This is a genomic window from Devosia sp. (assembly GCF_014860165.1).
Classification (GTDB): domain Bacteria; phylum Pseudomonadota; class Alphaproteobacteria; order Rhizobiales; family Devosiaceae; genus Devosia.
On the sequence record NZ_JACZKG010000008.1, the window covers coordinates 12649 to 34013 of the forward strand.

25 protein-coding genes and 1 pseudogene are annotated in these 21365 nt (G+C 64.7%); 8 read left to right on the forward strand and 18 right to left on the reverse strand.

What is annotated here, in order from left to right; genetic code table 11:
- Positions 1-66: 66 nt before the first annotated feature.
- The 7 genes and pseudogenes from IH615_RS22205 to IH615_RS01185 form a co-directional block, all read right to left on the reverse strand.
- Positions 67-279: a YegP family protein gene (locus tag IH615_RS22205; protein ID WP_366484665.1), complete on the reverse strand. Its 213-nt coding sequence runs from the start codon at positions 277-279 to the stop codon at positions 67-69.
- A pseudogene (locus IH615_RS22210) lies at positions 256-438 on the reverse strand (DUF1508 domain-containing protein); the annotation flags it as partial. The pseudogene IH615_RS22210 and the gene IH615_RS22205, both read right to left, overlap by 24 nt.
- An 85-nt stretch (positions 439-523) precedes the next feature.
- Entirely contained in the window at positions 524-823 is a 300-nt protein-coding gene (locus IH615_RS01165; protein ID WP_291359149.1) for a SelT/SelW/SelH family protein, read from the reverse strand.
- A 3-nt stretch (positions 824-826) separates the two neighbouring features.
- Positions 827-1291, reverse strand: a complete 465-nt coding sequence (locus IH615_RS01170; protein ID WP_291359151.1) for a cyclic nucleotide-binding domain-containing protein — start codon at positions 1289-1291, stop codon at positions 827-829.
- Between the two features lie 155 nt (positions 1292-1446).
- Positions 1447-2094 carry a DUF1236 domain-containing protein gene (locus tag IH615_RS01175; protein WP_291359152.1) on the reverse strand — a complete coding sequence of 216 codons (648 nt, stop codon included), beginning with the start codon at positions 2092-2094 and terminating at the stop codon, positions 1447-1449.
- 137 nt (positions 2095-2231) lie between these two features.
- Positions 2232-2717, reverse strand: a complete 486-nt coding sequence (locus IH615_RS01180; protein ID WP_291359153.1) for a glutathione peroxidase — start codon at positions 2715-2717, stop codon at positions 2232-2234.
- Between the two features lie 7 nt (positions 2718-2724).
- The gene (locus IH615_RS01185) at positions 2725-2925 is read right to left on the reverse strand and encodes a hypothetical protein (RefSeq protein WP_291359154.1); all 201 of its coding nucleotides are present in this window, start codon (positions 2923-2925) and stop codon (positions 2725-2727) included.
- Between the two features lie 236 nt (positions 2926-3161).
- Between IH615_RS01185 and IH615_RS01190 the strand changes: the two genes are divergently transcribed.
- Positions 3162-4235 (forward strand): DUF2793 domain-containing protein, encoded by a 1074-nt coding sequence (locus IH615_RS01190; protein WP_291359156.1) that lies wholly within the window; start codon positions 3162-3164, stop codon positions 4233-4235.
- Here IH615_RS01190 and IH615_RS01195 read toward each other — a convergent pair.
- The gene (locus IH615_RS01195; RefSeq protein WP_291359157.1) at positions 4204-4788 is read right to left on the reverse strand and encodes a TetR/AcrR family transcriptional regulator; all 585 of its coding nucleotides are present in this window, start codon (positions 4786-4788) and stop codon (positions 4204-4206) included. The two genes, IH615_RS01190 and IH615_RS01195, sit on opposite strands and share 32 nt — an antisense overlap.
- Before the next feature lie 78 nt (positions 4789-4866).
- On the opposite strand from IH615_RS01195, the gene IH615_RS01200 reads away from it, so the two are divergent.
- Entirely contained in the window at positions 4867-5280 is a 414-nt protein-coding gene (locus IH615_RS01200) for a VOC family protein (protein ID WP_316357897.1), read from the forward strand.
- An 83-nt stretch (positions 5281-5363) separates the two neighbouring features.
- Positions 5364-6488, forward strand: a complete 1125-nt coding sequence (locus IH615_RS01205) for a Gfo/Idh/MocA family oxidoreductase (protein WP_291359158.1) — start codon at positions 5364-5366, stop codon at positions 6486-6488.
- Positions 6489-6631: 143 nt separating this feature from the next.
- Here the strand turns inward: IH615_RS01205 and IH615_RS01210 are convergent, their stop codons facing one another.
- Positions 6632-7234 (reverse strand): hypothetical protein, encoded by a 603-nt coding sequence (locus IH615_RS01210; protein ID WP_291359160.1) that lies wholly within the window; start codon positions 7232-7234, stop codon positions 6632-6634.
- A gap of 114 nt (positions 7235-7348) precedes the next feature.
- Between IH615_RS01210 and IH615_RS01215 the strand changes: the two genes are divergently transcribed.
- The 3 genes from IH615_RS01215 (at position 7349) to mbfA (ending at position 9860) form a co-directional block, all read left to right on the forward strand.
- A complete protein-coding gene (locus IH615_RS01215) occupies positions 7349-7801 on the forward strand; it encodes an Rrf2 family transcriptional regulator (protein WP_291359161.1) in 453 nt (150 codons plus the stop codon).
- The gene (locus IH615_RS01220; protein ID WP_291359162.1) at positions 7794-8684 is read left to right on the forward strand and encodes an NAD(P)/FAD-dependent oxidoreductase; all 891 of its coding nucleotides are present in this window, start codon (positions 7794-7796) and stop codon (positions 8682-8684) included. Before IH615_RS01215 ends, IH615_RS01220 begins: the two co-directional genes overlap by 8 nt.
- A gap of 195 nt (positions 8685-8879) precedes the next feature.
- Entirely contained in the window at positions 8880-9860 is a 981-nt protein-coding gene (gene mbfA, locus IH615_RS01225) for an iron exporter MbfA (protein ID WP_291359163.1), read from the forward strand.
- Positions 9861-9881: 21 nt separating this feature from the next.
- Here the strand turns inward: mbfA and IH615_RS01230 are convergent, their stop codons facing one another.
- On the reverse strand, positions 9882-10307 hold the full coding sequence (locus IH615_RS01230; RefSeq protein ID WP_291359164.1) for a hypothetical protein: 426 nt from the start codon (positions 10305-10307) through the stop codon (positions 9882-9884).
- 110 nt (positions 10308-10417) lie between these two features.
- On the opposite strand from IH615_RS01230, the gene IH615_RS01235 reads away from it, so the two are divergent.
- Positions 10418-10990 carry a TetR/AcrR family transcriptional regulator gene (locus IH615_RS01235; protein WP_291359165.1) on the forward strand — a complete coding sequence of 191 codons (573 nt, stop codon included), beginning with the start codon at positions 10418-10420 and terminating at the stop codon, positions 10988-10990.
- Between the two features lie 23 nt (positions 10991-11013).
- Here the strand turns inward: IH615_RS01235 and IH615_RS01240 are convergent, their stop codons facing one another.
- The 5 genes from IH615_RS01240 to IH615_RS01260 all read right to left on the reverse strand — a co-directional run bounded on the left by IH615_RS01240 (position 11014) and on the right by IH615_RS01260 (position 15483).
- The gene (locus IH615_RS01240) at positions 11014-11943 is read right to left on the reverse strand and encodes a LysR family transcriptional regulator (protein WP_291359166.1); all 930 of its coding nucleotides are present in this window, start codon (positions 11941-11943) and stop codon (positions 11014-11016) included.
- Positions 11944-12027: 84 nt separating this feature from the next.
- On the reverse strand, positions 12028-12867 hold the full coding sequence (locus IH615_RS01245) for a metal ABC transporter permease (RefSeq protein ID WP_291359167.1): 840 nt from the start codon (positions 12865-12867) through the stop codon (positions 12028-12030).
- Positions 12864-13718: a metal ABC transporter permease gene (locus IH615_RS01250; protein ID WP_291359169.1), complete on the reverse strand. Its 855-nt coding sequence runs from the start codon at positions 13716-13718 to the stop codon at positions 12864-12866. The genes IH615_RS01245 and IH615_RS01250 overlap by 4 nt, the downstream gene beginning before the upstream one ends.
- On the reverse strand, positions 13715-14596 hold the full coding sequence (locus IH615_RS01255) for a manganese/iron ABC transporter ATP-binding protein (RefSeq protein WP_291359170.1): 882 nt from the start codon (positions 14594-14596) through the stop codon (positions 13715-13717). The genes IH615_RS01250 and IH615_RS01255 overlap by 4 nt, the downstream gene beginning before the upstream one ends.
- A complete protein-coding gene (locus IH615_RS01260) occupies positions 14593-15483 on the reverse strand; it encodes a metal ABC transporter substrate-binding protein (protein ID WP_291359172.1) in 891 nt (296 codons plus the stop codon). Before IH615_RS01260 ends, IH615_RS01255 begins: the two co-directional genes overlap by 4 nt.
- Before the next feature lie 190 nt (positions 15484-15673).
- Between IH615_RS01260 and murB the strand changes: the two genes are divergently transcribed.
- Positions 15674-16678 (forward strand): UDP-N-acetylmuramate dehydrogenase, encoded by a 1005-nt coding sequence (gene murB, locus IH615_RS01265; RefSeq protein WP_291359174.1) that lies wholly within the window; start codon positions 15674-15676, stop codon positions 16676-16678.
- An 18-nt stretch (positions 16679-16696) separates the two neighbouring features.
- Here murB and pheT read toward each other — a convergent pair whose 3' ends face one another.
- From pheT to pheS, 3 genes are read right to left on the reverse strand one after another with little or no spacing between them, the layout of a single operon-like run.
- Entirely contained in the window at positions 16697-19114 is a 2418-nt protein-coding gene (gene pheT, locus IH615_RS01270; RefSeq protein ID WP_291359175.1) for a phenylalanine--tRNA ligase subunit beta, read from the reverse strand.
- Between the two features lie 11 nt (positions 19115-19125).
- Positions 19126-20169 carry an ASCH domain-containing protein gene (locus IH615_RS22215; RefSeq protein ID WP_366484660.1) on the reverse strand — a complete coding sequence of 348 codons (1044 nt, stop codon included), beginning with the start codon at positions 20167-20169 and terminating at the stop codon, positions 19126-19128.
- Between the two features lie 3 nt (positions 20170-20172).
- Complete coding sequence (gene pheS / locus IH615_RS01285; protein WP_291359176.1) at positions 20173-21303, reverse strand: phenylalanine--tRNA ligase subunit alpha; 1131 nt, start codon at positions 21301-21303, stop codon at positions 20173-20175.
- Between the last annotated feature and the right edge of the window lie 62 nt (positions 21304-21365).

Below are 21365 nucleotides of genomic sequence, written 5' to 3' on the forward strand. Positions count from 1 at the left end.
GGCGGCGATCTCCCGGACAGTGGTTTGCCGGGAGACTAGACCAAGCGGGAAGGGCTTGGGAATGGGCTATTGCGCCTCGTCGACAGTCTCGGCCTTGGCGGCTCGTTCCTTGATCGACTTGATGCAATTCTTGGCGCTGGAGCGGGACTTGTAGGTCTCGGACCGCACCATCGGCTCGCCATTGGCGGCGACGAAGCGGACATAGGTCTGGCCGTCCTTGCTGGCCACGAGTTCGAAGCGATAGCCCTTGCCTTCTTCGCCCTTGGTCAGATCGACCACGGCGGCGCCAGGCGCATTCTTCTTGATCGATTCGATGCAGTTGGTGGCGCTGGCCTTGGACTTGTAGTTTTCCGACCAGACCATGGTTTCGGCATTGTAGACAAACTTGGCGATGAACTCGCCATTCTTGGCAGCAGTGATCTTGAAACGATGCGGCATGACGCAGAAGCCCTCCTCAGGAGCGACCGCGGGGGGCCGCTTTGCCCGGACAGCTTAGCCGGGTGTGGGCAGAAAGAAAGCCCCGTCAGGTTGCCGCCTTGTGGCCATCGATGTGACCCAGATCGCGGTCCGGATCGATGCGGTCGCGCACCATCTGCTTGAGCTGCCTGACGTCGGGGAAGCCGCCATCGCGCTTGCGCTCCCAGATCAGTTCCCCATCAAGGCTGATCTCGAAAATGCCGCCGGTGCCCGGGACCAGCGTCACCGCGCCGAGCTCGAGGCTGAAGGTGGACAGCAGTTCGGACGCCATCCAGGCCGAACGCAGCAGCCAGTTGCACTGCGTGCAATAGGTGATGGTGAGGCTCGGCCTGATGGTGCCGGCCATCCGTCAGCTCTTCTTGCGCTTTTTGGTGATGTCTGCCGGATCGACCAGGCTCGCCAGGATCTGGTCGACCAGGTCCAGATCCTGCCGCTTGCCGGCCGCCTGCTGCTGCAGATCGACCAGATAGGAGGTGGTGTAGTAGAGGCGCCGCGCCAGCATGGTGGCGATATGCAGGGAGAATTCGGGGCGGCTGTCGAGGAAGGTCAGCGCATCGGGGATTTCGTAGGCAGTGACCGCCGAGAGCGCCTTGACGGTGGCCGAATGGGGCATGTCGAGCAGCACCGCCATTTCACCGAAAATCGAGCCGGGCTCGTCGACATGGGTGACCTGGGTGCGTTCGCGGATGACTTCCACCTGGCCCTCGATCAGCACATAGAGCCGACCGAGCCGCTCCCCTTCGGGCAGCATCACCGCGCCCGGCTTGAAGCTCACCTGCTTGAGCCCCTGGCAATATTCGAGAATGTCGGCCATGTGTCCCTCCGCCCTACCGGGACACTCTATATCGCGTAACCCGCTGGCTGGTCAAAGCAAAGGCGGTTGGTGCAAACGGCGGCCCAAGCCCCCGCTGGGCGGTCAAAGCAAAGCCGCCCGGGGTGAACCGGGCGGCTGGTATTGAGGCGCCTGGGTCAGTTGATCCAGACAACCGTGCGGTTGGTCGAATCGACCAGAGCCGGGCGATCGTTGAGATAGACATAGCCGTAGCGCGGCGAATCCGGAATGGTCGCGATCTCGGTGCCGTCGGGCAGCACATAGCCGACTACCACGTCACCCTGGGCCTGGATCGAAACCGTGGGGTTGGACAGGGCGTAGTCAGCCGCGGTCTGCGGCACGAGGTAACCCGGCGAATAGACCAGGGCGCGGGTTTCGAGATCCACGATCCAGACGCGGTCATTGGCATAGAGATAGCCATGGGCCGGATCGTTCTGGATCGGATGGATGGTCACCTCGGCCGGGACGACGAAGCCGATATCGACGCTGCCATCGACATAGATGGGCTCGACCGGATTGGCCACGACATAGTCGATCGACGCCGTTTCGATGCCCGCTTCAGCGCCGATGGTGGCGCCGGCAAACCCGCCGATAACGGCGCCGATGGGCCCGCCGAGCAGGCCGCCGATGACGGCACCGGTGGTGGCGCCGCCAGTCGCGCCGATGACGGCGCCGGCTTCGGCATTGGAGCCCGATTCAACGCCGACGACCTTGTCCTGAGCAAAGGTGGGGATGGCGAGGGCGAGCGAAAGCGTGGCCACGGAGGCCATGAGGATCTTCTTCATTTTTGGTTTTCCTTCGTATCGGAGCGGGCCGTGGCCCGCTCGTTTTGCGGAAGCGCCGGGGCCGGAAGCCTGGCGCAGTTAACCGCCCCGTGCTGCCTCAACGGGCGCCTGGATGGTTCGTTCCGCCGACCGGAGGCTTACGATTTGAGCTGTTGCACAATGGCATCGGCCAGGTCGGCCGGCTGCGTATCCGGCGCGAAGCGCGCCACCACACGGCCATCGCGGCCGATGAGGAATTTGGTGAAATTCCACTTGATCGCCTCCGAGCCAAAAATGCCGGGGGCCGAGGCCTTGAGCCAGGTGTAGAGCGGATGCTCGTGGGGGCCGTTGACATCGAGCTTGGCAAAGAGCGGGAAGCTGACGCCGAAATTGAGCTCACAGAAATCGGCGATCTCGGCTTCCGTCCCCGGCTCCTGGCCGCCGAACTGGTTGCAAGGCATGCCCAACACGACCAGGCCAGCGCCGCCATGCGTGCGCCACAGCGCCTCGAGCCCTTCATATTGCGGGGTGAGGCCACATTTGCTGGCGGTATTGACCACCAGCACCACCTTGCCGGCATAGGCGGCAAGCGGCTGCAGCGTGCCATCGAGCAATGGCAGGGTAAAATCGCCCAGACGCGTCACGGCAGGATCAGGCCGAGACAGCCAGCGGGCGCAGGTCGGATTCGGCGACGATGCGCAGATGCGTTTCGGCCTTGGCCTGGACGCGATATTGCACGGCATGGCCCTCATAGGGCAGCAAGGCCATGATCTCGCACTGGCCGGCCTTGCGGCTGGAACTGCCGCGATTGGGCAGCAGATCGAGTGTCTGGCCGATTTTGTATTTGTGCATCTGGGGAGGCTCCGTTCCACGCGAAGGACGAGACAACCCGGCCCTTATTGCGATGACGCTATACCATTTTGGCCCTGAGCGGGGATTTAATCGGCGCGACCGGTTTCCGGACAGCGCGTGCGCCGGTGGCGTTGAGGCGTCAAACGCTCCCGCGGGGGCCCCGAGAACGCCCGCCCGCCGCCACTTATCCCCGCCGGATGCATCGGCCCTAGAGTCTTCGACAAAGGAGACCCGTCATGGACCATACAGCTCGCCTCACCCTGCCCTTCATCATGCCCAGCCAGGCGCAGAAGCACATTACCCACAACGAGGCCATCGCGGCGCTCGACGCGTTGGTGCAGCCAACAGTGGAGAGCCGTGTACTGGGGGTGCCGCCCACGTCGCCGCTGGCCGGGGAAGCCTGGATCGTGCCCGAGGGGGCGAGCGGCGCCTGGTCCGGCCATGGCGGGGAGATCGCTGCCTTCCAGTCCGGGGCCTGGAGCTACTTCGATCCGGCGCCGGGCTGGCAGGTCTATGACCGGTCCGACATGACCCAGCTGGTCTTCGAGGCGGGGGGCTGGACGCCGCTGGCCTCGCTGGGCGCCGCCTTGCCACGGCTGGGCATCAATACCAGCGCCGACACCACCAACCGGCTGGCCGTGGCCGGGGCGGCGACGCTGCTCACCCATGCGGGCAATGGCCACCAGCTCAAACTCAACAAGAATGCGGCAGGCGATACGGCGAGCCTGCTCTACCAGACCAACTGGTCCGGGCGGGCCGAAATGGGCCTTGCCGGCGACGACCATTGGCGGCTCAAGGTCAGCCCCGATGGCTCAAGCTGGATCAATGCGCTTACCATCGACGCCGCGACCGGCGCGGCCACCGTCGCCGCCAGCCTGCGGCCCGCCACCGACAATGCAGTGACGCTGGGCGGTTCGGGCGCCCGCTGGTCCGCAGTCTGGGCCGCTACCGGCACGATCCAGACCTCCGATGCCAGGCAGAAGGCCGACATTGCCCCCAGCGACCTCGGGCTTGACTTCATTCTGGCACTAAACCCGGTCCGCTATCGCTGGGCCGTGGGCGGCCACGAGGCGGGCGAGAAGCGACCGGGGCAGCGCACGCATTATGGCCTGCTCGCCCAGCAGGTGCAGGAAGTGCTCGGCGACCGCGATTTTGCCGGCCACATCCTCGCTGATCCCACCGACCCGCAGAGCGAACAGGGCCTGCGCTACGACGCCTTCATCGCGCCGTTGATCAAGGCGGTGCAGGAATTGGCAGGGCGGGTGGAGGCGTTGGAAGCTAAGTCTTCAGCCCGCGGATCAGCGCCTTGATGGCCTTGCGGTAGTCGGCCAGTTCCTCGGGTGCCGCCAGGGCGGCGCGGTCGAACATAGCGCCGAAGACCCGGGCCAGGGTTTCCACCGGCAGCTTCTTCATCGCACCCGCCTCCATGGCGTCGCGCAGGCCAGTGACCAGGGTTTGAAGGCCGTGGCGGGCATCGATGGCGTCGACCGCCGCGCGGCCCAGCACGGCCGGCGCGTCGATCAGCAGAATCTGGCGGCGGCCGGGATCCTGCATGGCATCGAGAAAGGCGTCGCCGCCCGATATCAACGCCCTGATGGGTCCAGGTTCCTCATCGCCGTCCGCCGTGGCGGCATTGATGGTCATGGCCATCAGCAGATGTTCCTCTTCCACCACGGCTGCAAACAGCGCCTCCTTGTCGGCGAAGTGGTGGTATAGCGCGCCACGCGTCACCCCGGCAGCGGCAACGATCTCGGGCGTGCCGGTGCCAGCATAGCCTTTTTCGGCGAAGAGCCGCCGCGCCGCCGCGATGAGTGCGCGCCTGGTGTGGGTTCGCCGCTCCTCCTGGGTTTTTCGCACTTGCATACATGCGTCCTGTATGTTTATGTTATTGATACAGGCAGTATGTATTTACGTTACCCCCATGGCAAGGAGTATTCCGCTATGCTGAAGATGCTCGCACTCTATCCGCTGCTGCTGGTGACCGATGTTGAGGGCACCGCGCAATTCTACGAACGCCATCTCGGCTTCACCCGCGTCTTTTCCAGCGACTGGTATGTGCATCTGCGCTCGCCAGCCGCCCAGGTCTATGAACTGGCCATCATCGCCCATGATCATGACACCATCCCCCAGGCCGGTCGCAAGCCGACATCAGGCCTGCTGCTCAGTTTTGAGGTGGAGGACGCCGCGGCCGAACACGCCCGCCTGCTGGCTGAAGGCGTCGAGGTCGTGCAGCCGCTACGGGACGAGGTTTTCGGCCAGCGGCACTTCATCGCGGTTGATCCCAACGGCATCCTGCTCGACATCATCACCCCCATCGAGCCTGATCCGGAATGGCTCGCGGCAAATTCTCCGTGATCCAAATAAATTCACCGAACCGTCTGGCGCGGCGCGATTCTCCCCGTTAGTTTGCCGCTAACATTTCAGGGAGGATCGCGCCAATGACCACTGGGCGCATGGGTGTCGGCATCATCGGCACCGGCAATATTTCATCAGCCTATCTGCGGGCCATTACCGGCCATGAAAACATGGCGGGCTTTCCGGTCCTCGATATCAAGGGGCTCGCCGATATGCGGCCCGAGGCGTCGCAGGCGCGCGCCGCCGAGTTCGGCCTTCAGTCGATGAGCATCGACGAGATGCTTGGCAGCTCGGATATCCAGCTCATCATCAACCTGACCATTCCGCGCGCCCATGTCGATGTGGGCCTGCGCGCGCTCGCGGCTGGCAAGCACGTCTATTCGGAAAAGCCGCTGGGCATCAACTATGCCGAGGGTCGCAAGCTGCTGGACGCGGCCACCAGAGCGGGCCTGCGCATCGGCTCGGCGCCCGACACATTCCTGGGCGGCTCGCACCAGCAGGCACGCGCCATTGTCGATAGCGGCGCGCTTGGCCAGATGGTGGGCGGCACGGGCTTCTTCATGTGCCCCGGTCATGAGGCGTGGCATCCCGACCCGGCCTTCTACTACGACATTGGCGGCGGTCCGGTGCTCGACATGGGCCCTTATTACATCACCGACCTGGTCAATCTGCTGGGCCCCGTCGCCCGCGTTTCGGCCATGGCCTCGCGCCTGCGCGACCAGCGCACGGTGTTGTCCGAGCCCAAGAAGGGGCAGGTCATGGACGTCAAGATCGACACCCATGCCACCGCCTCGCTGGGCTTTGCCAATGGTGCCATCGTGCAGGTGGGCCTCAGCTTCGACGTGGCCGCGCACCGCCACGTGCCGCTCGAACTCTATGGCACCGAGGCCAGCCTGATCGTGCCCGATCCCAATTTCTTCGGCGGCGACGTGGAAATCCGCAAGCGGGGGCGCGACGAGGCCTGGACCAAGGTTGAGGTGACCCAGCCCTATGCCGATGGCAATTACCGCTCGCTCGGCGCGGCCGACATGGCGCAGGGCATTCTCGACAATCGTCCGCATCGCGCCAATGGCGACCTGGCGCTGCATGTATTGGAAGTCATGGAGGCCTTTGCCACGGCCTCGGCCGAGGGGCGGACTGTCGACATCAAGACGCCGGTGCAGCGGCCGGAGCCGCTGGCGGCATCGCTGAAGGGCGGGCGGATTTAGGGTTCGCTTGTCAGGGGATACCCCCTCCTAGCCTCCCCCTGACAGGGGGAGGGACTGATCGGGTTCGTGGCAGGATCCCGCCCAACCCACCGGACGGATCCCTCCCCCTTTTTCAGGGGGAGGTTAGGAGGGGTACCCTTCCCTCACCAGCGCCAGGTCAGGCCTGCGGCATCCTCCGCGTTAAAGTGCAGGGACACTTCGACGTCGTTGCCCTCGACATGCTGGTCGTCGGTATATTGCCGCTGCAGCAGGGTGATGGTCTGCTGGTCGGCGTCGGACCGCAGATAGAGGTAATCGAAGCAGTCCTGGGTGTCGCCGTCGCGAGTGGCGTAGATGGCCTGCTTGAGCTCCCAGAGTTGACGGCCGGCGATCACGCTGTCGTCGCTGCGACGCGTGGCGCGGACCGAGGGCACCCAATCGGCCCCAGTCTCGCAGATGTAGCGGTCGTCGCGGAACACGCCCTTGTCGGTGAAGGCGATATCGGTCTCGGCGTCCCAGGCATTGCCGATTTCGTAGGTGACGCCCAGGTTGGTCACCTCCAGGTAGATATCGGTCCAGGCGCAGCTGTGATCCTGGTTGATGTAGCACCATTGTTCGCTCGACCGCATCAGGGTCGCCACATCTGTCATTGAGACGGGCTTGTTGGCCTTGTGGCGATCGATAACCGCCTGGGTTTCGGTGTCGAAGGCCAGTGCAGCCGAGCCTGTGGTCAGCGTGATCGCCATGGCGGCAAGCAGCATCTTCATGGGAATGTCTCTCCGATCTCCGCAGACCGCTGACCATAGCATTCTGCCATTACGGCGAAAGCAGGATGACGGGACAGGGTTGACAAGCGCCAATGATGTAACAATAAAAGTTACATGAAACGATCCAGCCGCCTCTCGCTCGCCCTCCACGCTCTCGTCCACCTGCACAAGCAGCCGGACGAGGCCATTACCTCGGCCACGCTGGCCCAATGCCTGATGACCAATCCGGTCGTGGTGCGCCGGGTGCTCGGCGAATTGCGCGAGGCCGGCATCGTCACCGCCAGCAAGGGCCATGAAGGCGGCTGGCGGCTGCTGTGCCCAGCAGGCGAGATCAGCCTGCGCCAGGTCTATGCAGCGATGGGCGAGAGCCTCCTCATCCGCACCGAAAGCGATCCAGGCGATATCGAATGCGGCATCGTCCGCACGGTCAATTCGGTGATGGGCGACTTCCTTGCCGATGCCGAGGCCCTGCTTGCGGCGCGGCTCGAGCGGGTATCGATCGCCGACATTGCGCGGCAGGCCAGTCCCAATCCTCTCCATCCTCACGGAGCCATCAATCATGGATGACGTCATCATCGTGGGCGGCAGCTTTGCCGGCCTCGCCGCCGCGCTCAATCTCGGCCGCGCCCGCCGCCAGGTCACCATTGTCGACACCGGCCTGCCGCGCAACCGCTATGCGAGCAACGCTCATGGCCTGCTCGGCCACGACGGCAAACCGCCAAGCGAGATCCTGGCAGAGGCCCGCGCGCAGTTGGCGCCCTATGAGACGGTCCGCTTCCTCAAGGCCCGTGCGGCAAGCGCCAGCGGCGGGGCCGACGATTTTGCCATCCTCACCGACGATGGCGAGACGCTCAGGGCGCGCCGGCTGCTGCTGAGCTATGGCATTGCCGACCAGTTCCCCGACATCGAGGGCTTTGCCGAATGCTGGGGCAAGTCGGTGATCCACTGTCCCTATTGCCACGGCTTCGAATATGCGGGGCAAAGCTGGGGCCTGGTCTATTCGACGCCCATGTCGCTGCATGCGCCCCTGCTCTACAGCGACTGGACCGACAAGGTGACGCTGTTCACCGATGGCAACGACATTCCCGAGGCCGAGCGCAGCAAGCTCGACAAGCGCGGGGTGAAGCTGGTGGAGGGCAAGGTCATCTCGATCCAGCATGAGGGTGGCCAGCTGTCTTCGGTCACGACGGCCGATGGCGCGGTCACCATGCTGGACGCGCTGTTCGCCCATCCGCGCATCAGGCCGTCCGCGGACCTGCATACGCAGCTGGGCCTCGAAACCGTCGAAACGCCGTTCGGGATCGCCGTTCAGGTGGATGACAAGCAGAAGACGTCGCGCAACGGCATCTATGCCGCGGGCGACCTGGTATCGCCCATGCACTCGCTGACCATCGCCATCTATACCGGCGCCATGGCGGGCGTGAACGCCCAGCAATCGATGCTGGTTTAGCGGCCCACCTCATTGCTCCGGTGAGAGGTGGGTGGGGAGTGTGTTCCGCGCCCTGCGCGCGTGACCATCCCCCACCCGCGATCCCTCGCCACAAGGGGAGGAGAACGACCGCACCGTCCTGTCACCCTCGCAACATCTTGCCATCACCTTAGAATGATTCTAGTCATTGTTTAGAATCATTCCAAGTTTGTGTTCATGCTCTCGCTCCTGCCCGACAACCGCCGCGCCTTTTCCTCCCTCTCCGAACGGGAGATCCTGTCGCTCGCCATCGCGGCCGAGGAGGAGGATGGCCGCATCTATTCCGAATTCGCCACGCGGCTGGCCGAGGCCTATCCCGGCTCGGCGGCTCTGTTCGAAGGCATGGCGGCCGAAGAGGATGAGCATCGCCGGCGCCTGCTCGATCTTTATGTCGAGCGTTTCGGCACCCGCCTCGTCCCCATCCGCCGCGAGCATGTCAAAGGCTTCCTGGCCCGCAAGCCGCTCTGGCTGATGAAGTCGCTGACGCTCGAGGCCGTGCGCCAGCAGGTCTGGGAGATGGAAGAGGGCGCCTATCGCTTCTACCTGGAAGCCGCCAAGCAGACGACCGACGCCGCCATCCGCAAGCTGCTTGGTGATCTGGCGGCGCAGGAGCGCCAGCATGCCGAGGCCGCCAACCAGCTCGATGCCGATGTGCTGGGCGCGGAGGGCCGCGACAGCGAGAAGGACGAGAACCACCGCCAGTTCGTGCTGACCTATGTGCAGCCTGGCCTGGCCGGGCTGATGGATGGCTCGGTCTCCACCCTCGCCCCGGTCTTTGCCGCAGCCTTTGCCACGGGCGACACGCACCAGACGTTCCTCGTCGGTCTCGCCGCCGCCATCGGCGCCGGCATTTCCATGGGCTTTACCGAAGCGGCCTCGGACGATGGCAAGCTCACCGGGCGCGGCTCACCCATCAAGCGGGGCCTTGCTGCGGGTATCATGACTGCCGTGGGCGGGCTCGGCCATGCCCTGCCCTACCTGATCCACGATTTCTTCCTTGCCACCGCGATTGCGATTGTCGTGGTGCTGGTTGAACTCTGGGCCATCGCCTTCATCCAGAACCGCTACATGCAGACGCCATTCTGGCGGGCGGTGCTGCAGGTGGTGCTGGGTGGCTCGCTGGTGTTTGCGGCAGGCATCCTGATCGGCAACGCGTGACCAGAACCCCGCCGCCGGGCATCACGGCGCTCTGGCGGTGAAGCGAAGGCCGACGAACATCAGCGCGGCCATCACCGCGAAAAGCACCCATTGCGGCATGGGCCAGGGACTGCTGAACCAGAGAGCGCCCCAAACCAGGAAGATGACGGCGACGACCAGATAGTGGCCGCCCAGCAGCCAGGCCACCGGCCGGCGCCAGGAGGGCCGGAACGCGGCCAGCGCGGCGACGAGGCCGCCACCGAGCAGCATGGCCGTGACCTGCTGCCAGACCACATCGAGCACGGCGACCGATGCCAGAGGCAGGGCCGAGGCATAGAGCGGGGTCATGATCTCAGGGCCGCCGGCAAACACATGAATGGCCGTGCCGGCCAGGCCCAGCGCCGCCGCGGCGAGAAACCAGTTTCGCCCGGGGCTCGCATCCTGCGCAGTGCCCATGTCTGTCGTCATTTCGATCTCCATTCGCTCACCATACGGTAGCGTATGTAGTGCGATCGCTTGCCCTGAGTCCATACGCTAGCGTATGGATGCGGCTGCATGTCGCTATCCGGAATTGCCCTGTGACCGAAAAGCCGAACCTGACACCCCTGGACTGGACCATTGCCGGCATTGCCGCGCTGGCCGAAGGCGGCATCGATGCCGTGCGCGTCGAGCGCCTGGCCAAGCAGCTTGGCGCCTCCAAGGGCTCGTTTTACTGGCACTTTGCCGACCGGCGGAGCCTACTGGACGCCATGCTCGCGCTATGGGAGCGCGAAGGCACCGCGGATGTCATCGCCCAGGTCGCAGATATCGCCGATCCGGCCGAGCGCCTGCTCCGCGTGACGATGGAAGCCCTGGAGGCCAGAACGCGCGGCATCGACGTTGCCCATGCCGAAGCCGCCCTGCGCAGCTGGGCGGCACAGGACGCGACCGTGGCGGCACGGTTCGTCCGCGTCGAGCAGGCCCGTATCGCCTTCCTGTCGGGAGAACTGGCCGCCCTCGGCTATGCACCGGCCGAGGCGCAGCGGCTTGGCAAGGCGCTCTACCTCACGCTGATCGGGCTCTATGCGGCGCGCCGCTATGCCAGCGAGCTGGCAGATGATGGGGCGCTAATGGCTGTGCTGGAACAGATGATCGCCGCAGCGCCCCGCTGAGGCATCGCCGGCAATCGATGTGATCACGCGGCGCCGCGCAGCGCCTCCAGCCGGTTGTCGAGGATAACCCCGACGCTTTCGCATTCCAGCGCGATCTCGCGCACGAAATCGGCCAGCATGTCGCGCTCCAGCGCCGCGGTCGAACGCACCACCATGGCGGTGTCCCGATGCAGCGGCTCGAAATTGGCGGGGGCGATTTCGACCAGCCGCCCCGCCTTGATGTCCTCGGCCACCGCCGAATTGACGAAGAAGCCAAGGCCCTGCCCCTTGATTGCCAGTCGCCGCGCGGGGCCGGTGGGCAATTCGACGCTGGTCTGGGCCATGCGCACTAGGGCCGCGGCGGTTTCGGGCTCGGCCTGCCACCAGCGCAGCGAAATGACGCGCGGCACCAGAGCCAGGACCTCCTCGATGGTGGGCTGACTCGACAGCCGCGCCGCGATTTCGGGCGCCACCACCAGCGGCACGCGCTCGCGCATGATCAGCAGGGGCACCAGGTCCACCACCAGCGGATCGATATTGGGCCAGCAGAGGATGCCCATCTCGACATCGCGCTCATGCAGCATGGCGGCGATCTGCGCCTGGCGGCCTTCATTCACCACCACATCGACGCCGGGATATTTCTCCTGGAAGCGCAGCAGCGGCTCGGTGACCAGGGGCGTGACCAGGCTGCGCAGCGAGGCGATGGCGATACGGCCGCGTTCAACGCGCCGCAACGCCTCGCGCCCCTCCTGCGCGGTGCCAATGATGCGGCGCGCAAAGGGCAGGAAGGTCATGCCCTGATCGGTCAGCGTCACGGTCCGCCCACGCTGGAACAGGGTGACGCCAAGCAGGCCTTCCAGCGCACGGATGCGCATTGAGGCCGTCGCCTGGGTAATGTTGAGATAGGCGGCCGCCCGGGTAAAACTCTGCTCCCGCACGATACGGTCAAAGGTGCGAAGCTGATCGAGGTCCATCGGTTTTGCTTATGCTGCTTGGAAATTCAAAGGAGAATCCAAGCCTAGCATCGGCAATTGCGATGGGGAAGAGGATGTGTCGGGCTAGGCCGGCACCGGTGCGGGGCGCCGCATGGTGGTCACCAGGAAGGCCACGATGAAGGTCGCGCTCATCAGCAGAACGATGGTGGGGGCAGGAGCGGAGTCGATGAAGAAGCTGAGATAGATGCCAACAAGCGAACTCAGCACCGAGACGGTCGCCGCAATCAGCATCATCGGCGCAAAGCGCTTGCTGATGAGAAAGGCGATGGCCCCGGGGGCGACGAGCAGGGCAATGACCAGCACGATGCCGACGGCGGTCAGCGCCGCGACGATGGTCAGCGAGAGCAGGGCCAGAAGGCCATAGTGCAGCCAGCGCACCGGCAGGCCGATGGCGCCGGCCTGCTGCGGATCGAAGGTGAAGAGCAGCAGATCACGCCATTTGGCGAGGACGATTGCTGTCACGACCAGCGCGATGAGGCCAGTCTGGATCAGGTCGGCAGCGCTGACGCCCAGAATGTCGCCGAACAGGATGTGGTCGAGATGCACATCGGTCTGGATAGAGGTGTAGAGCACGATGCCCAGCCCGAACAGGCCAGCAAAGACCACGCCCATGACCGTGTCTTCCTTGATGCGGCTGTTTTCCTTGAGATAACCGACCGAGAGAGCACAGGTCATGCCGGCGGCGAAGGCGCCGATGCCCAAGGGTAGACCCACGATATAGGCCAGCACCACGCCGGGAAGCACGGCATGGGAAATGGCGTCGCCCATCAGCGACCAGCCCTTGAGCACGAGGAAGCAGCTCAGGAGCGCCGTGGGCACTGCCACCATGACCGCGATGATCATGGCATTGGTCATGAATGGAAACTGGAACGGCCAGAGGGCGTAGGTGAGGAACTCGCTCATCTGGCGATCTCCGCAGCGGCGCGGCGGCGATTGGCGAGGAGGCCATGCTTGGGGGCAAAGACGAAAGCGAGGAGGAAGACCGCGGTCTGCAGCACGACGATAACGCCGCCGGTGGCGCCATCGAGGAAGAAGGAAATGTAGGCGCCGACAAGGCTCGACAGCGCGCCCACCGCGATGGCGATGAGGATGAGACGCGGGAAGCGATCAGTGAGCAGATAGGCGGTTGCACCTGGCGTCACCACCATGGCGATGACCAGGAAGGCGCCGACGGTCTGCATGGCGGCGACAGTGCAGGCGGAGAGCAGGGTAAAGAAGATCAACCGCAGCAAGGGCGGATTGAGGCCGATGGAACGGGCATGACTCTCGTCGAAGAAGGTGACCAGGAGATCCTTCCAGATCACCAGCATGACGGCCAGCGTCACTACCGCGATGATGACCAACTGCAGCGTATCCTCGGGCGTCACGGCCAGGATATTACCCATGACGATGGTCTGGATGTTCACCGAGGTCGGCGACAGCGAGATCATGAACAGGCCCAGGCCAAAGAAGGCCGTGAAGATGAGCCCGATGACCGCGTCTTCCTTGAGCTTGGTGCGCTGGGTGAGGAACAGCATGGCGCCGGCGGCGAGGCCGCCCGAGAAGAAGGCGCCGATGGAAAAGGGCAGGCCCAGCATATAGGCGCCGGCGACGCCGGGGACGATGGAGTGGCTGAGGGCATCGCCGATCAGCGACCAGCCCTTGAGCATGAGATAGGCCGAGAGAAAGGCACAGACGCCGCCGACCAGGGCCGAAACCCAGATGGCGTTGATCATGTAGCCGTAGGAGAAAGGCTGCAGCAGGGTCTCGATCATTTGCTGTCGACCGGGTCGGAATGCTTGGTGGTCATCTTGCCCTTCTCGCCATACATGACCAGCGGCCGCTCATCGTCGGTCAGCACCGAGATGTGGCGCGGGTCGTCATCGTCATGCAGGCCCGCTCCGGCGAGCACGAAGTGACGCAGGGCACCGCCGAAGGTGAGTTCCAGCCATTCGCGGGTGAAGATCTCGCTGGTGGGGCCGGAGGCCAGGACGGTGCCCTTGACCAGCACGGTGCGATCGCAGAATTCGGGGACCGATCCCAGATTGTGGGTCGAAACCAGCATGACCTTGCCCTCGTCGCGCAGGTCGCGCAGCAGGGCGACAATGGCATCCTCGGTGCCCACATCGACGCCGGTAAAGGGCTCGTCGAGCAGGATGACCTGCCCTTCCTGGGCCAGCGCCCGGGCGAGAAAGACGCGCTTTTTCTGGCCGCCCGAGAGTTCGCCGATCTGGCGGTGGCGGAATTCGACCAGGTTCACCCGTTCCAGCGCCTGGGTGACCATGTCGTGGTCTACCTTGCGCGGCCGGCGCAGCAGGTTCATGTGGCCATAGCGGCCCATCATCACCACGTCTTCCACCAGCACCGGGAAGTTCCAGTCGACATCTTCGGACTGCGGCACATAGGCGACGAGGTTGCGCTTGAGCGCCTGCCTGCCTGATATGCCCAGGATATCGACCGAGCCGCCGGCCAGCGGCACGAAGCCCATGATGGCCTTGAACAGGGTCGACTTGCCCGAGCCGTTGACCCCCACCAGCGCGGTAATGGAGCCGCGCGGGATGGTGAAGCTGGCATGCTTGATGGCGGTGGTGCCGTTGCGATAGGCGACGGTGATGTCGCTGACGGCCAGGCCGGACTGTTGGGCGTCGTTCACTGGGTCAGGCCTTGCACAATGGTGTTCGTGGTAACCGACAGCAGGTCCAGATAGGTCGGCACCGGGCCGTCGGGTTCGGACAGGGAATCCACATAAAGCACGCCACCATACTTGATGCCCGTCTCGCGGGCGACCTGTTCGGCGGGCTTGGACGAAATGGTGGATTCCGAGAAGATGGCCGGGACGTTGTTGGCGCGGACCTCGTCGATGACATGGCGCACCTGCTGGGGGGTGCCCTGCTGGTCGGCATTGATCGGCCAGAGATAGAGTTCCCTGAGCCCGAAATCGCGCGTCAGATAGCTGAAGGCGCCTTCCGAGGATGCCAGCCACCGGCGCTCCTCGGGGATGGCAGTAATAGCGGCGCGAATGGGCTCGACCGTCGCGGTGATCTGGGCTGAGTAGGCGGCGGCATTGGCATTATAGGTCGCCTCGTTGGCCGGGTCGGCGGCGACGAAGGCCTTGCGGATATTGTCGACATAGATCAGCGCGTCTGACGGCGACATCCAGGCATGCGGATTGGGCTTGCCCTCATAGGGCCCCTCGCCAATGCCCATCGGCTCGATGCCTTCGGTGACGACGACGGAGGGCACATCGCCCAGGTTGGACAGGAACTGCTCGAACCATTGCTCGAGATTGAGCCCGTTCCATAGGATCAGGTCGGCATCCTGGGCGGCGATGAGGTCGCCGGGCGTGGGCTGGTAATTGTGGATTTCGGCGCCCGGCTTGGTGATCGACACCACATCGGCGGCATCGCCCGCCACATTCTGCGCCATGTCGGCAATGATGGTGAAGGTGGTAACGGCCTTGAGACGATCCTGAGCGGCGACGGGCAGGGCCGCAGCAAGGGCCGCGGACAGTGCGAGGGCGGAAAATACGCGACGATGCATCGATCACTCCAAATCAGGACGAGAATTCAATAGTTCAGTTGCAAATCATTCGCAATAGCAAAACGAGAGGTCGATGGGAATGCGAGGCGAGCCGCCCCGGCAGGGCCGCGACATAGCAGGGGCCGATGCGCTTGCGGCCGCAGGTGCAACAGCGCTAAGTGCTGCAACGTTCCTTGCCAGCTGATCGCCGATGACCCCTCCAATGCCGCTGAACTATGACCTGACCGGCCACAACACCCTGGGGCTCAGGGCGAGCTCGCATTATGCGCGGCGCATCGAGGATGAGGCAGAGCTGCCGGACCTGTTCGCGGACGCGGCACGGGACGGACTGCCGGTGCGCCTGCTCGGCGGCGGCAGCAATGTCATCCTGGGCGAGCAGTACGAGGGCATTACGGCGCTGATGGCGACGCGTGGCCGGGCACTGAGTGGGGGCGCAGGCGGCGCTGTGCTGGTGGAGGCCAGGGCCGGGGAGACATGGCATGACCTGGTCGGCTGGACCGTGGCGCAGGGTCTGTGGGGGCTGGAGAACCTGGCCCTCATTCCCGGCACCGTGGGTGCGGCGCCCATCCAGAATATCGGCGCCTATGGGGTGGAGCTGTGCGACCGCTTCCACGCGCTCGATGCCTATGACCGGACCACCGGCAGCGTGGTGACGCTCGGCCCCGCGGAATGCCGCTTTGCCTATCGGCACAGCGTGTTCAAGGAACAGCCGGGCCGCTACGTGGTCACGCGCGTGCGGCTCAACCTGGCGCGCAACGGCAAGCCGGAGCTGGGATATCGGGAACTTTCCGGGCTCGGTCCCGTCGACCACCCCGCTACGGTGATGGACGCCGTGATCAAGTTGCGGACCTCCAAGCTGCCCGACTGGCGGGTGCTGGGCAATGCTGGTTCGTTCTTCCACAATCCGGTTGTGTCCGCCGCGGTCGGTGCGGCCTTCATGGCCACCAACCCCGCCGCCCCGGCCTATCCGCAGGCCGATGGGGCGATCAAGCTCTCCGCCGGATGGCTGATCGAACAGGCCGGGCTCAAGGGCTACCGGGCCGGTCCGGTGGGGGTTTCGGACCGGCATGCACTGGTGCTGGTGAACTATGGCGGGGCCACGCGGACCGAGCTGATGGGGCTCGCCGACCACGTGGTGGCAACCGTCGAAGAGCGCTTCGGCATCCGCCTGAAGCGGGAGCCGGAGCTGCTCTAGGCAGCCACCGGCTTGAGTTCAAGCCCGCAGCACGCCGCCAGATTGCTTGGTGACTGCTGCAATAATGCTGGCGGAAACCTTGTCGATCTCTTCCTCGGTCAGCGTCTTGTCCGATGGCTGGATGGTCACCGCGATGGCGACGGACTTCTTGCCCTCGCCGACATGGCTGCCTTCGAAGACGTCGAAGACGTTGACGTCCTTGATCAGGGCCTTGTCGGCGCCGCGGGCGGCCTTGAGGATGGCGCCGGCCGTGACCGCCTTGTCGACGATAAAGGCGAAGTCGCGGGTCAGCGGCATCAGCGCCGAGAGATCGAGCGCCGGCTTGGTCTTGGTCGGCTTCTTGCGCGGCTCGGGCAGGGCATCGAGGTCGAGTTCGAAGGCGGCGACGGGGAAGTCGAGATCGAGCTCGGTGGCCCAGGCGGGGTGGAGTTCGCCGAACCAGCCGAGGGTCTTGGGACCCTGGGCGATGCGGCCGCCGCGGCCGGGATGGCTCCAGGGCGCGGGTTCGGCGAAGAGCTGGACCTTGTCGATGTCATAGCCCAGGGCGTCGAGCACGGCGGCGAGGTCGGCCTTGGCGTCGAAGACGGTGACGGGCTGGGGCTTGCCGGACCAGTGGCGGCCTGACCCTTCGAGCCTGGCCGTGCCGGTGCGAATGCCCGACGCATAGGTGTGCTGGCCCTCGGGTGCGTCCGAGAGGAAGACCTGGCCGACTTCGAACAGGGCGAGGTCGGCGGTGCCCCTGTTCGCGTTGCGACGGGCAGCGGCAAGCAGGCCCGGCAGCAGCGAAGGGCGCATGTCGGTCATGTCGGAGGCGATGGCATTGGCCAGCTGCAGGCCTTCCTGGCCGCCGCCAAAGCGAGCGGCTTCGTCATGGCTGATGAAGGACCAGGTGACGGCCTCGTCCAGCCCCCGGGCGGCCAGGGCCCGGCGGGCGATGCGGCGGCGGTTCTGGATATTGGTCAGCATGCGCGGCGCGACGTGATTGAGGCGCGGCAGCGGCTCGACCGGGACGTTGTCGACGCCCACCATGCGCATGACCTCCTCGACAAGATCGGCCTTCTGCGTCACGTCGGGGCGCCAGCTTGGCACCTTGACGGTGAAGGTGTCGCCCTTGCCCGTCATCTCGAAGCCGAGGCGGGAGAGGATGGCGGTGGCCACCATCGGCTCGACGTCGAGCCCGGTGAGGCGGCGAACCTCGGAAAGTGGGAATTCGACTGATGTGTTGGGAAACACGTCCTCGCCCGAAATCGCCGGCTCCATCGGCTCGCCGCCACAGAGTTCGAGCACGAGGCGGGTGGCCAGTTCGAGGCCGGGTTCAGTCAGCGCCGGATCGACATGGCGTTCGAGGCGATAGCGCGCGTCCGAGACAATGCCGGTCTTGCGCCCGGTGCGGGCCAGGAGTTCGGGATCCCAGCTGGCACATTCCATGAAGACGTTGACGGTGTCGTCGGTGACGCCGGAGCGGATGCCGCCCATAATGCCGCCGAGGCACAGGGGGCCCGTATCGTCGGCAATGACGGTCATGGTCTCGTCGAGGGTATAGACCTTGTTGTCGAGCGCGTCGAAGGCCTCGTTGCGAGCATTGCGCAGCACCGGCTGGCCATTGAGCTTGTCGGCATCATAGGCATGGAGCGGGCGGCCCCAGCCCAGCGACACCAGGTTGGTGATATCGACAATGGTATTGATAGGCCGCAGGCCCACGGCGCGCAGGCGCTGCTGCAGCCAGGCCGGGGACGGGCCGTTCTTGATGCCTTTGAGATAGCGGCCGGCGAATTTGCGGATGGTCTTGGGCTCATCGGCGCCGAAAAGGTGCGGCAAGGGCGCGATGGGGCTTTTGCCCCTGGATGGAACCGGGGACATGTCGGTGGGCTTGAGCGTACCCAGGCCATAGGCCGCCAGGTCGCGCGCAATGCCGTAGACGCCCGTGGCGTCGCCCCTGTTGGGGGTGATCGAGATATCGAAGACCACGCCATTGATACCGGCATAGTCGGTATACTTGACGCCGATGGGGGCATCCTCAGGCAGCTCGATGATGCCGTCGTGGTCGTTGGAGAGTTCCAGCTCGGCATTGGAGCAGAGCATGCCGTTGCTCACCTGCCCGCGGATATTGCCTTTGCCGATGGTCATGTCCTTGCCAGGGATATAGGTGCCGGGGAAGGCAAATACCGACTTGAGACCCGTGCGCGCATTGGGGGCGCCGCAGACGACATCGATCAGCTCGCCCGTGCCGGCATCGACCTTGCAGACGCGGAGCTTGTCAGCGTTGGGATGCTGTTCGGCCGAGACCACATGGGCGGTGACGAAGGCGGAGAGCGCCTTGCCCTGGTCTTCCATGCTTTCCAGTTCGAGGCCGATCTTGGTCAGCGTCTCGCCGATCTCATTGGCGGAGGCATCGGTATCGAGGTGCTCGTTGAGCCAATCAAGGGTGAATTTCATCGTTTGGGCCTTTAGCGGAAGTCGCTGGCAGAGCCGGTAATAGCCGGCAAAGCACGGGAGATTTTGATCAGTTCGACAAGCACATTGGCAAAACCGCGGGCATCGTCGATGGCTTTGTGGGTGTGGGCGATATGGCCGTAGAATTCGGCCGGCAGCTTGCTCATGCCCCAATCGAGATAGGGCGCGCCGCGCAGGGTACCGGCCATGGTGTAAAGGCAGATGCCGCCGCCGCGAAAGATCTGCCGGCCCTTGAACGGGCCTGACAGCACGCGGGTGCCGGCGAATTCGTCGAGATAGTGGTCCATCCATAACCCGTCGAAAATCATCGGTGCGGCGACGAACACCTTGTGGCCAGGAAAGCTCTCAACCCAGTCGGCATAGCGCGGCATCACGACCGAGGGCTCTTCGGGATCGGTGGTGGTGGCGGCCCAGGCTTCAGGCTGGGTATCCCACCAGGCCATGGTGGTTTCGTTGGTGGTGCGATCGGGACGCGCATGCATCTGCGCTTCGAACTCGCCATGCAGCGTACCATCGGCCTCGATGGCGACCGAGGCGAAGCTCAGCATGGAATTGTGCAGCGGTGTCGGACCATCGGACTCTATGTCGGTGACGATATAGATGGGCGAGGCGACCTGGTTGTAGAGCGCGCGACCGGCGGGCAGGACTTCGAGCAGGCGGAAGCTCTCGCAGACCACTTCCATATCGGGCGAGAAGCCACCATTGCGGGCAAAGAAAGCCTCGTGCGCAGCGCGCCAGGCGGCATAGTCGCCCTCGCCTTCCCGGTCGGTGAATTCTGGATCGATGTCGTCGAAACACTTGATCTCGACGCCGCGGGTTTCGATCACACAGGCCGGCTCGCCGGTGCCGTTGCGCACCACATCGCGACGGCCGACCTGGGGCAGCGGCTCCTTGCCGGGGCCGTAATCGCGCAGGGCGCCGCAGGTGGCCGTCTTCTTGCCTGATAGCACCAGCGCCAGCAATTGCTCGGCCAGCTCCGGCGAGTCGCCGAAGCTGAACTGGATGGCACTGGCGTATTGGGGCGGGAGGTCGGCCATGGGCTAGCTCGACAGCCCACCGAAGAGCGTCGGCAGATCCAGCGGGCGGAAGCCGTAGTGGTCGAGCCAGCGCTGGTCGGCGTCGAAGAAGGCACGGAGGTCGGGCATGCCGTATTTGAGCATGGCGATGCGATCGATACCCATGCCCCAGGCGAAGCCCTGGTAGATATCGGGGTCGAGGCCGGCATTGCGGATCACATTGGGGTGGACCATGCCGCAGCCGAGGATTTCGAGCCAGTCGCTGCCTTCGCCGATCTTGACCTCATTGCCGGAGCGATCGCATTGCACGTCGACTTCCATCGAGGGCTCGGTGAAGGGGAAGAAGCTGGGGCGGAAGCGCAGGGTGACGTTGGGCACCTCGAAATAGGCCTTGAGGAATTCCTCGAGCACCCAGCGCAGCTGGCCGATATGGCTGGACTTGTCGATGACGAGGCCCTCGACCTGATGGAACATCGGGGTATGGGTTTGGTCACTGTCATTGCGATAGGTGCGGCCGGGCATGACCACGCGGATCGGCGGGTCCATGGCCGGAGTGATGTAACCGGCGGCCGGCTTCTCGTTGGTCTTCTGCATGACACGCATCTGCACCGGCGAGGTGTGGGTGCGCAGCACCTTCTTCACGCCATCGGCACCTGCCTTCATGAAGAAGGTGTCGTGCATTTCGCGCGCGGGGTGACCTTCGGGGAAGTTCAGCGCGGTGAAATTGAAATAGTCGGTCTCGATATCGGGGCCTTCGGCGATGGAAAAGCCCATATCCGAGAAGATGGCGGTGATCTCGTCGATGGTCTGGCTGATCGGATGGATGCGGCCGCGCGCGGTGGGGGCTGGCTGCAGCGGCAGCGTGATATCGACGGTTTCGGCCTTGAGGCGGGCGTCGAGGGCGGCGGATTTGAGCTGCGTGCTCTTGGCTTCGATCAGGCCTGATATTTCGGCCTTGAGGCCGTTGATGGCAGGACCGGCGCTCTTGCGCTCTTCGGGGGCCATGGAGCCGAGCGAAGCGAGGAGCGCCGAGACGCTGCCCTTCTTGCCCAGAGCCGCTACGCGCACGGCGTCGAGTGCGGCGTCGTCACCAGCGGCGGTAATGGCTGCCGAAAGCTCGGCGCGGAGGGTATCGATCTGGCTATCGAGGGACATGGCGGTCTCATTGGGCAATATTGCGGGCGGTTAGAGCAAACAAAAACGCCCCGCGCCAGCCT